Source organism: Pseudomonas sp. TJI-51 (genome assembly GCF_000190455.2).
Taxonomy (GTDB): domain Bacteria; phylum Pseudomonadota; class Gammaproteobacteria; order Pseudomonadales; family Pseudomonadaceae; genus Aquipseudomonas; species Aquipseudomonas juntendi.
The window spans coordinates 22,257-31,764 of sequence record NZ_AEWE02000077.1; the positions used below are offsets into that span (position 1 = coordinate 22,257).

Here is a 9,508-nt window from a genome sequence, read left to right on the forward strand (position 1 = left end):
GATTATAGCCGCAATCGACGAAACCCTCACCTTTTCCATCTGCCTGGTCCCGGGCGCGCCAGCCTGTCTCGTAGCTGAACGGGGCATGCATGACCTTGGGGGCGCGCGGGCAGCGGTGCTATAGTTCGCCGCTATTCGGCCTGCCAAGGGCGCGTGTGCCTTCTGCAGGGAGGCTGGCGTCCATAAGGACGAGGCTGCATCAGCAAGGAGTCTAGATGAGTGTGGATAGCGCCTACGCGGTGGAATTGAAGGGTGTTACCTTCAAGCGCGGTTCGCGTAGCATTTTCAGCAACGTCGATATTCGCATCCCGCGCGGCAAGGTCACCGGCATCATGGGGCCATCGGGTTGCGGCAAGACCACGTTGCTTCGCCTGATGGGCGCGCAGCTGCGCCCCGCCAGTGGTGAGGTATGGGTCGCCGGGCAGAACCTGCCGACGCTGTCGCGCAGCGACCTGTTCGACGCCCGCAAGCAGATGGGCGTGCTGTTTCAGAGCGGCGCGCTGTTCACCGACCTCGATGTGTTCGAGAACGTCGCATTTCCGCTGCGCGTGCATACCCAGCTTGCAGACGACATGATCCGTGACATCGTGTTGATGAAACTGCAGGCCGTGGGGCTTCGTGGGGCCATCGACCTGATGCCCGATGAGCTGTCCGGTGGCATGAAGCGCCGCGTGGCGCTGGCCCGGGCAATCGCCCTGGACCCGCAGATCCTCATGTACGACGAGCCGTTCGTCGGGCAGGACCCGATTGCCATGGGGGTACTGGTGCGCTTGATCCGCCTGCTCAACGATGCCTTGGGCATTACCAGCATCGTGGTGTCCCATGACCTCGCAGAAACCGCCAGCATCGCCGACTACATCTATGTGGTGGGCGACGGCCAGGTGCTGGGGCAGGGTACCCCCGATGAGCTGATGGGCTCGGACAACCCGCGGATCCGCCAGTTCATGAAAGGCGACCCGGATGGCCCGGTGCCGTTCCATTTCCCTGCGCCTGACTACAGCGCCGACCTGCTGGGGGCGCGTTGATGCGCAGAAAATCCTTACTCGAACGTGTCCGGCTGCTGGGCCGCTCGGCCATCGACGTGGTGGCGGTACTCGGGCGTTCCTGCCTGTTCCTGTTCCATGCCCTGGTTGGGCGCGGCGGCATTGGCGGTGGCTTCCAGCTGCTGATCAGGCAGCTGTACTCGGTGGGCGTGCTGTCGCTGGCGATCGTCGTCGTGTCCGGGGTGTTCATCGGCATGGTGCTGGCGCTGCAGGGCTACAGCATCCTCACCAAGTACGGCTCCGAGCAGGCCGTGGGCCAGATGGTGGCCCTGACCCTGTTGCGGGAACTTGGGCCGGTGGTCACGGCGTTGCTGTTCGCGGGCCGTGCCGGTTCTGCACTGACTGCCGAAATCGGCAACATGAAGTCCACCGAGCAGTTGTCCAGCCTGGAGATGATCGGCGTCGACCCGCTCAAGTACATCGTGGCGCCACGCTTGTGGGCCGGTTTCATCTCGTTGCCGCTGCTGGCGCTGATCTTCAGTGTGGTCGGTATCTGGGGGGGCTCGTGGGTCGCCGTGGACTGGCTGGGCGTATACGAGGGCTCGTTCTGGGCCAACATGCAGAACAGTGTTTCGTTCACCGACGACGTGCTCAACGGGCTGATCAAGAGCCTGGTGTTCGCATTCGTCGCGACCTGGATCGCCGTATTCCAGGGGTACGACTGTGAGCCCACTTCAGAAGGGATCAGCCGTGCAACCACCAAGACCGTGGTCTATGCCTCGTTGGCAGTGCTGGGTCTGGACTTTATTCTGACCGCCTTGATGTTTGGAGATTTCTGATGCAAAACCGCACCCTGGAAATCGGTGTCGGCCTGTTCCTGCTGGCCGGGATCCTGGCGCTGCTGCTGCTGGCCCTGCGTGTCAGCGGGCTGTCGGCCAGCCCGAGCAGCGATACCTATAAAGTTTATGCCTATTTCGACAATATCGCCGGTTTGACGGTCAGAGCCAAGGTGACCATGGCGGGCGTGACCATCGGCAAGGTCACCGCCATCGATCTGGACCGTGATTCCTATACCGGTCGGGTGACCCTGCAGCTGGACAAGTCGGTGGACAACCTGCCGACCGACTCCACTGCCTCGATCCTGACCGCCGGTCTGCTCGGCGAGAAGTACATCGGTATCAGCGTGGGCGGTGAGGAAGACGTGCTCAAGGACGGCTCGACCATTCACGACACCCAGTCTGCCCTGGTGCTGGAAGACCTGATAGGCAAGTTCCTGCTCAACTCCGTTGGCAAGGAACCGAAAGAAGCGCAACCGGCTAATTGAGGAGTTTCCATGATTTCGATCTTGCGACGTGGCCTGCTGGTGTTGCTGGCGGCTTTCCCCCTGATGACCTTGGCCGCGCAGTCGCCGCATGACGTGGTTCAGGGCACCACCACCGAGTTGCTGGGTGAACTCAAGGCCAACAAAGAGCAGTACAAGGCCAACCCACAAGCGTTCTACGACACCCTTGACCGGATTCTCGCGCCGGTGGTCGATGCCGACGGTATTTCCCGCAGCATCATGACCGTCAAGTACTCGCGCAAGGCCACGCCCGAGCAGATGCAGCGCTTCCAGGAAAACTTCAAGCGCAGCCTGTTCCAGTTCTACGGCAATGCGTTGCTGGAGTACAACAACCAAGGGATCGTCGTCGACCCGGCCAAGGCCGATGATGGCAAGCGCGCTTCGGTGGGCATGAAGGTTACCGGCAACAATGGCGCCGTGTACCCGGTGCAGTACACCCTGGAAAACCTGGGTGGCGAGTGGAAGGTGCGTAACGTCATCGTCAACGGCATCAACATCGGCAAGCTGTTCCGTGACCAGTTCGCCGATGCCATGCAGCGCAACGGCAACAACCTGGACAAGACCATCGACGGCTGGGCCGGCGAAGTGGCCAAGGCCAAGCAGGCCGCCGACAACTCGCCAGAAAAGGCGGTGAAATGAGTGAGGCCGCGGTAAGCATGGCTGAGCCGGGCGTGCTGAGCCTGTCCGGCGTGCTGGACTATCGCAGCGGGCCGCAGTTGCGCAAGCAAGGCAAGGCGCTGATCACTGCCAGCCGGGATGCGCAACTGGTGCTCGATTGCTCGGGCGTGCTGCGCTCCACCAGTGTCGGCCTGTCGTTGCTGCTGTCGTTCATGCGCGATGCCCAGGCCGCAGGCAAGGCCTGTCGGGTGCGGGGCATGCCCGACGACATGCGGGAAATTGCCGAGGTCTACGACCTCGATCAAGTGCTGGCGACCTGATGGCCCGGCACGGATGACGGCCCCTCGGTCAGCGAAGCCCTCGTTGGGCTTCGCAGGCGAGGGGCTTTTTTGTATGATGGCCGACCCGTGCGCATCGGGCGCCGATTGAGGTTGAGCATGCAGGCCGTAGAAGTTAAAAGCTTCCTTGAAGAGAAATTGCCGGGTTCCCGGGTAGAAGTTGAAGGCGAAGGCTGCAACTTCCAGTTGAACGTGATCAGCGACGAGTTGGCTGGCCTGAGCCCGGTCAAACGCCAGCAGGCTATCTATGCTCATCTGAATCCGTGGATCGCCAATGGCAGCATCCATGCGGTAACCATGAAATTTTTCAGCAGCGCAGCCTGGGCTGAGCGCACCTGAGCCAACTTGGCGGCGAGATTCCAATGGACAAACTGATTATTACTGGCGGCGCTCGTCTTGACGGCGAGATCCGTATTTCGGGTGCGAAGAACGCGGCCCTGCCGATTCTGGCGGCGACCCTGCTGGCCGATGGCCCGGTCACCGTAGGCAACCTGCCGCACCTGCACGACATCACCACCATGATCGAGCTGTTCGGCCGCATGGGCATCGAGCCTGTGATCGACGAAAAGCTGGCGGTGGAAATCGACCCCCGCACCATCAAGACCCTGGTCGCGCCGTACGAGCTGGTCAAGACCATGCGCGCCTCGATCCTGGTGCTGGGCCCGATGGTCGCCCGCTTCGGCGAGGCCGAGGTGGCACTGCCTGGCGGTTGCGCGATCGGTTCGCGCCCGGTCGACCTGCACATCCGTGGTCTGGAGGCCATGGGTGCGAAGATCGAGGTCGAAGCCGGCTACATCAAGGCCAAGGCGCCTGAGGGCGGCCTGCGCGGTGCGCATTTCTTCTTCGACACCGTCAGCGTGACCGGTACCGAAAACATCATGATGGCCGCAGCGCTGGCCAAAGGCCGCAGCGTGCTGCAGAACGCTGCGCGTGAGCCGGAGGTGGTCGACCTGGCCAACTTCATCAACGCCATGGGCGGCAAGGTGCAAGGTGCCGGTACCGACACCATCACCATCGATGGCGTCGAGCGCCTGGCGTCGGCCAGCTACCGTGTGATGCCGGACCGTATCGAGACCGGTACCTACCTGGTTGCCGCTGCCGTGACCGGTGGCCGCGTCAAGGTCAAGGATACCGACCCGACCATCCTTGAGGCCGTGCTGGAAAAGCTCAAGGAAGCCGGCGCCGAGATCACCACCGGTGAAGACTGGATCGAGCTCGACATGCAGGGCAAGCGGCCAAAAGCCGTGAACCTGCGTACTGCGCCGTACCCAGCGTTCCCCACCGACATGCAGGCGCAGTTCATCTCGCTGAACGCCATTGCCGAAGGCACCGGTGCCGTCATCGAAACCATCTTCGAAAACCGTTTCATGCACGTGTACGAAATGCACCGCATGGGGGCGCAGATCCAGGTCGAAGGCAACACCGCGATCGTTACCGGTGTACCGGCCCTCAAAGGCGCCCCGGTCATGGCCACCGATCTGCGCGCGTCGGCCAGCCTGGTGCTCTCGGCGCTGGTGGCCGAAGGTGACACGCTGATCGACCGCATCTACCACATTGACCGTGGCTACGAGTGCATCGAAGAAAAACTGCAGATGCTCGGCGCGAAAATCCGCCGCGTACCGGGCTGATCGCCCTCTGGTGCAAGGACGCACCGTTTGAATTGAAAGCGGCCAGGTCCATGACCTGGCCAGCAGTAGCCGCTTAAGGACTGACGTTCCAATGTTGACCATCGCGCTTTCCAAAGGCCGTATTCTCGACGATACCTTGCCGTTGCTGGCGGAGGCCGGCATCGTGCCGACCGAGAACCCGGACAAGAGCCGCAAACTGATCATCCCTACCACGCAGGACGACGTACGCCTGCTGATCGTGCGTGCTACCGACGTGCCGACCTATGTCGAGCATGGTGCTGCCGACCTGGGTGTGGCCGGCAAGGACGTGCTGATGGAGTACGGCGGCCAGGGCCTGTACGAGCCACTGGACCTGCAGATTGCCCGCTGCAAGCTGATGACCGCAGGCGTGGTCGGCGCCCCTGAGCCCAAGGGCCGCCTGCGCGTGGCCACCAAGTTCGTCAACGTCGCCAAGCGTTACTACGCCGAACAGGGCCGCCAGGTCGACATCATCAAGCTGTACGGCTCGATGGAGCTGGCACCGCTGATCAACCTCGCCGACAAGATCATCGACGTGGTAGATACCGGCAACACCCTGCGGGCCAATGGCCTGGAGCCCCAGGAAATGATCGCCACGATCAGCTCGCGCCTGGTGGTCAACAAGGCTTCCATGAAGATGCAGCACGCCCGCATCCAGAGCCTTATCGACACGCTGCGCGCGGCGGTCGAATCGCGACACCGCGGTTAATTCCCTACCGATTGCGCGCGGCCGTTGCTGCCGCGCCCATCTATCCGCGTCATAGCCACTTTTCTCGGGTGCCCGCGCGGATGGACTGGTAGCCTAGGGCGCCTGAGCATTCGCTAATCATCGAGGCCCTCGCCATGACCGTGTCCACTGCAATTGCCCGTCTCAACGCTGCTGATCCGGATTTCGCCCGACATCTGGATCATCTGCTGAGCTGGGAAAGTGTGTCCGATGACGCGGTCAACCAGCGCGTGCTGGACATCATCAAGGCCGTGCGCGAGCGTGGCGACGCAGCGCTGGTGGAGTTCACCCAGCGTTTCGATGGCGTTCAGGCCACATCGATCGATGACCTGATCCTCGATCGCGAGCGCCTGGAGCTGGCGCTGACCCGTATCACCCCCGTACAGCGCCAGGCCCTGGAAAAGGCCGCCGAACGTGTGCGCATCTACCATGAGCGGCAGAAGCAGGATTCCTGGCAGTACACCGAAGCCGACGGCACCGTACTGGGGCAGAAGGTTACCCCGCTGGATCGGGCCGGCCTGTATGTGCCCGGTGGCAAGGCCTCGTACCCCTCGTCAGTGCTGATGAATGCCATCCCGGCCAAGGTGGCCGGCGTGGCCGAAGTGGTGATGGTGGTGCCGACCCCGCGGGGTGAGGTCAACGAGCTGGTGCTGGCCGCTGCCTGCATCGCCGGTGTCGACCGCGTGTTCACTGTCGGTGGCGCCCAGGCGGTCGCGGCACTGGCCTATGGCACCGAAAGCGTGCCACAGGTCGACAAGATCGTCGGCCCGGGCAACATCTACGTGGCCACTGCCAAGCGCCATGTATTTGGCCAGGTGGGCATCGACATGATCGCCGGGCCTTCGGAAATCCTGGTGGTGTGCGACGGTCAGACCGACCCGGACTGGATCGCCATGGACCTGTTCTCCCAGGCTGAACACGACGAAGACGCACAGGCCATTCTGGTCAGCCCGGATGCCGCCTTCCTCGACCGTGTCGCTGCCAGTATCGACAAGCTGCTGCCGACCATGGAGCGTGCGCAAATCATCCAGAAGTCGGTCAACGGCCGTGGTGCATTGATCCAGGTAAAAGACATGCAGCAGGCCATGGACGTGGCCAACCGCATTGCCCCCGAGCACCTGGAACTGTCGGTGGCCGACCCGCAGGCCTGGCTGCCGCACATTCGCCACGCCGGGGCGATCTTCATGGGCCGCCACACCAGCGAAGCACTGGGTGATTACTGCGCCGGCCCCAACCACGTGTTGCCAACCTCCGGCACTGCACGCTTCTCGTCGCCGTTGGGTGTGTACGACTTCCAGAAGCGCTCGTCGATCATCTTCTGCTCCGAGCAAGGCGCGTCCGAACTGGGCCAGACTGCCTCCGTGCTGGCCCGTGGCGAATCGCTGACCGCGCACGCCCGAAGCGCTGAATACCGCATCCTGACCCAACAGAAGGGGAACTGAACATGAGCCGATTCTGGAGCCCCTTCGTCAAGGACCTGGTGCCTTACGTGCCGGGCGAGCAGCCCAAACTGGCGCGGCTGGTCAAGCTGAACACCAACGAGAACCCCTACGGCCCGTCGCCCAAGGCGCTGGAGGCCATGCGCGCGGAGCTGAACGACAACCTGCGCCTGTACCCCGATCCTAACGGCGACCGCCTGAAGCAGGCGGTGGCCGAGTATTACGGCGTTACCCCGGCGCAAGTGTTTGTCGGCAATGGTTCGGACGAGGTGCTGGCGCACATCTTCCACGGCCTGTTCCAGCACGATGCACCGTTGTTGTTCCCCGATATCAGCTACAGCTTCTACCCGGTGTACTGTGGTCTCTACGGCATCGCGTTCGAGCAGGTAGCCCTGGACGAGCAGTTCCAGATCCGTATCGAGGACTACAACAAGCCCAATGCCGGGATCATCTTCCCCAACCCCAACGCGCCTACGGGTTGCCTGATGCCACTGCAGGCGGTAGAGCAACTGCTGCAGGCCAACCGTGACTCGGTGGTGGTAGTGGATGAAGCGTACATCGACTTCGGCGGCGAAACCGCCATCAGCCTGGTCGACCGCTACGACAACCTGCTGGTGACCCAGACCTTGTCCAAATCGCGCTCGTTGGCGGGGCTGCGTGTCGGCTTGGCCGTGGGGCACCCGGACCTGATCGAAGCATTGGAGCGCATCAAGAACAGCTTCAACTCCTACCCGCTGGACCGTGCGGCCATTGTTGGCGCTGCCGCGGCTTTCGAGGACCGAGAGTACTTCGAGCAAACCTGCCGCAAGGTCATCGACAGCCGCGAGGCGTTGGTTGGCCAGCTACAGGCCAAGGGCTTCGAAGTGCTGCCGTCGGCGGCCAACTTCATTTTCGCGCGCCACCCGCAACAGGATGCCGCCGAGTTGGCAGCGCGCTTGCGCGAGCAGGGCGTCATCGTGCGCCACTTCAAGCAGGCACGTATCGCTCAGTTCCTGCGGATCACCATTGGCACGCCGGAGATGAACCAGGCGCTGCTGGATGCCTTGAACTGACCGGGCCCTTTCTAGCGCCTGTCACACCGAGCGCCGCCCGCGCGGCGCCCGGTGCCTACTCAAAAACAATTCTGTGAAGCGTTGCAGCCTATTGATTCAGCGCTTATGGTTAGCCCTAATTCGTCCGATGACTGGATGTATCGATGTCGTTATTGATCAAACGCTCCCTCGTCGAGCAGGCCGTTGAGCAACTGCGTGAGCGCATCGCCCAGGGTGACTGGCAGATCGGCCAGCGCCTGCCGACCGAGCCGGAACTGGCCCTGCAACTGGGCATCAGCCGTAACACCGTGCGCGAAGCCATGCGCGTGCTGGCCTTCAGCGGCCTGGTCGAAGTACGCCAAGGCGACGGCAGCTACCTGCGTACCGCGCAGGACCCGTTGCTGGCGATGCAGGCCATGGCCCGCTGTACCGCCGAGCAGGCCCGTGAAACCCGCCACACTCTCGAGGCGGAGGCGATTGGCCTGGCCGCGCTGCGGCGCACCGATGCAGACCTGCAAGGGCTGCGCGAAGCGCTGGCCGGCAGCGCCGGGCATTTTCATGGTGATGTCGATCACTACATAAGGTGCGACCTGGTGTTTCACCAGCGGCTGGTCGATGCCGCCCACAACCCCGCCCTCAGCGAGCTTTACCGCTATTTCTCCGGCGTGGTCGCGGCGGCGCTGCAGCACAGCATGGCGACCGTGCCCCGCTGCCAGGCCACGTTCGATCTGCATGGGCAGATCCTCGACGCCATCGAACAGCGTGATGCGGACCGGGCCAAGCGCCTGAGCCGTACCCTCATCGAATCCTGACCCCGAGAACACCATGGCTGAGTCCCTACCCCGCAACACCCCACCGCACGCGCGTGACCTCGATGAACTGCTGATCGACGCCGAGGCCGACGACGAGCAAATCCAGCAGCAGCCGGTGCAATTACGTCGGCCGTGGCTGCTGTTGCTCGGCCTGGTGCTGGTGGCGCTGAACCTGCGCCCGGCGCTGTCGAGCATGGCGCCCGTGTTGGGCCAGGTGTCCGAAGGCCTGGGGCTGAACGCTTCGCAAGCCGGTTTGCTGACTACCTTGCCGGTGTTGTGCCTGGGGCTGTTTGCGCCGCTGGCACCGATGCTGGCAAGGCGCTTTGGTAGTGAGCGGGTGATCGTCGGCATTCTGCTCACCCTGGCTTTGGGCATTGTCGTGCGCAGCAGTTTGGGCGTGGCGGGGGTGTTTCTGGGCAGCCTGATGGCTGGCGCCAGCATCGGCATCATCGGGGTGTTGTTGCCCGGTATCGTCAAGCGCGACTTCCCCCAGCACGCAGGCACGCTGACCGGGGTGTACACCATGGCCTTGTGCCTGGGCGCGGCCATGGCGGCGGGGGCCACCGGGCCCT

General features: G+C 63.2%; 12 protein-coding genes. All 12 read left to right on the forward strand.

The window, feature by feature from the left end; all coding sequences use genetic code 11:
• The first annotated feature begins 215 nt into the window (after positions 1 to 215).
• The gene (locus tag G1E_RS17015; protein ID WP_009683032.1) at positions 216 to 1,025 is read left to right on the forward strand and encodes an ATP-binding cassette domain-containing protein; all 810 of its coding nucleotides are present in this window, start codon (positions 216 to 218) and stop codon (positions 1,023 to 1,025) included.
• The gene (gene mlaE / locus G1E_RS17020) at positions 1,025 to 1,822 is read left to right on the forward strand and encodes a lipid asymmetry maintenance ABC transporter permease subunit MlaE (protein WP_009683031.1); all 798 of its coding nucleotides are present in this window, start codon (positions 1,025 to 1,027) and stop codon (positions 1,820 to 1,822) included. Before G1E_RS17015 ends, mlaE begins: the two co-directional genes overlap by 1 nt.
• Complete coding sequence (gene mlaD / locus G1E_RS17025) at positions 1,822 to 2,307, forward strand: outer membrane lipid asymmetry maintenance protein MlaD (RefSeq protein WP_009683030.1); 486 nt, start codon at positions 1,822 to 1,824, stop codon at positions 2,305 to 2,307. Before mlaE ends, mlaD begins: the two co-directional genes overlap by 1 nt.
• Before the next feature lie 9 nt (positions 2,308 to 2,316).
• Positions 2,317 to 2,964, forward strand: a complete 648-nt coding sequence (locus G1E_RS17030) for a phospholipid-binding protein MlaC (RefSeq protein ID WP_009683029.1) — start codon at positions 2,317 to 2,319, stop codon at positions 2,962 to 2,964.
• Positions 2,961 to 3,263, forward strand: coding sequence for a lipid asymmetry maintenance protein MlaB (locus G1E_RS17035; RefSeq protein ID WP_009683028.1), 303 nt, complete (start codon positions 2,961 to 2,963; stop codon positions 3,261 to 3,263). The genes G1E_RS17030 and G1E_RS17035 overlap by 4 nt, the downstream gene beginning before the upstream one ends.
• A 117-nt stretch (positions 3,264 to 3,380) precedes the next feature.
• A complete protein-coding gene (locus tag G1E_RS17040; protein WP_003255121.1) occupies positions 3,381 to 3,620 on the forward strand; it encodes a BolA family protein in 240 nt (79 codons plus the stop codon).
• 23 nt (positions 3,621 to 3,643) lie between these two features.
• The gene (gene murA, locus G1E_RS17045) at positions 3,644 to 4,909 is read left to right on the forward strand and encodes a UDP-N-acetylglucosamine 1-carboxyvinyltransferase (RefSeq protein ID WP_009683027.1); all 1,266 of its coding nucleotides are present in this window, start codon (positions 3,644 to 3,646) and stop codon (positions 4,907 to 4,909) included.
• A gap of 91 nt (positions 4,910 to 5,000) precedes the next feature.
• A complete protein-coding gene (gene hisG, locus G1E_RS17050) occupies positions 5,001 to 5,636 on the forward strand; it encodes an ATP phosphoribosyltransferase (RefSeq protein ID WP_009683026.1) in 636 nt (211 codons plus the stop codon).
• 134 nt (positions 5,637 to 5,770) lie between these two features.
• Complete coding sequence (gene hisD, locus G1E_RS17055) at positions 5,771 to 7,096, forward strand: histidinol dehydrogenase (RefSeq protein ID WP_029887545.1); 1,326 nt, start codon at positions 5,771 to 5,773, stop codon at positions 7,094 to 7,096.
• 2 nt (positions 7,097 to 7,098) lie between these two features.
• Positions 7,099 to 8,145, forward strand: coding sequence for a histidinol-phosphate transaminase (hisC, locus tag G1E_RS17060; protein WP_009683023.1), 1,047 nt, complete (start codon positions 7,099 to 7,101; stop codon positions 8,143 to 8,145).
• 143 nt (positions 8,146 to 8,288) lie between these two features.
• Positions 8,289 to 8,936, forward strand: coding sequence for a FadR/GntR family transcriptional regulator (locus tag G1E_RS17065; protein WP_009683022.1), 648 nt, complete (start codon positions 8,289 to 8,291; stop codon positions 8,934 to 8,936).
• A 13-nt stretch (positions 8,937 to 8,949) separates the two neighbouring features.
• Positions 8,950 to 9,508: MFS transporter (locus G1E_RS29635; protein ID WP_047149965.1), on the forward strand; the 559-nt coding region annotated here is incomplete at its 3' end.

Excerpts from the sequence above, each read along its gene's own strand:
- G1E_RS17065 (WP_009683022.1), top strand. The coding sequence starts at position 8,289 with ATGTCGTTATTGATCAAACGCTCCCTCGTCGAGCAGGCCGTTGAGCAA.
- G1E_RS17040 (WP_003255121.1), top strand. The coding sequence starts at position 3,381 with ATGCAGGCCGTAGAAGTTAAAAGCTTCCTTGAAGAGAAATTGCCGGGT.
- G1E_RS17030 (WP_009683029.1), top strand. The coding sequence starts at position 2,317 with ATGATTTCGATCTTGCGACGTGGCCTGCTGGTGTTGCTGGCGGCTTTC.
- mlaE (WP_009683031.1), top strand. The coding sequence starts at position 1,025 with ATGCGCAGAAAATCCTTACTCGAACGTGTCCGGCTGCTGGGCCGCTCG.
- hisC (WP_009683023.1), top strand. The coding sequence starts at position 7,099 with ATGAGCCGATTCTGGAGCCCCTTCGTCAAGGACCTGGTGCCTTACGTG.
- hisD (WP_029887545.1), top strand. The coding sequence starts at position 5,771 with ATGACCGTGTCCACTGCAATTGCCCGTCTCAACGCTGCTGATCCGGAT.
- G1E_RS17035 (WP_009683028.1), top strand. The coding sequence starts at position 2,961 with ATGAGTGAGGCCGCGGTAAGCATGGCTGAGCCGGGCGTGCTGAGCCTG.
- G1E_RS17015 (WP_009683032.1), top strand. The coding sequence starts at position 216 with ATGAGTGTGGATAGCGCCTACGCGGTGGAATTGAAGGGTGTTACCTTC.
- hisG (WP_009683026.1), top strand. The coding sequence starts at position 5,001 with ATGTTGACCATCGCGCTTTCCAAAGGCCGTATTCTCGACGATACCTTG.
- mlaD (WP_009683030.1), top strand. The coding sequence starts at position 1,822 with ATGCAAAACCGCACCCTGGAAATCGGTGTCGGCCTGTTCCTGCTGGCC.
- murA (WP_009683027.1), top strand. The coding sequence starts at position 3,644 with ATGGACAAACTGATTATTACTGGCGGCGCTCGTCTTGACGGCGAGATC.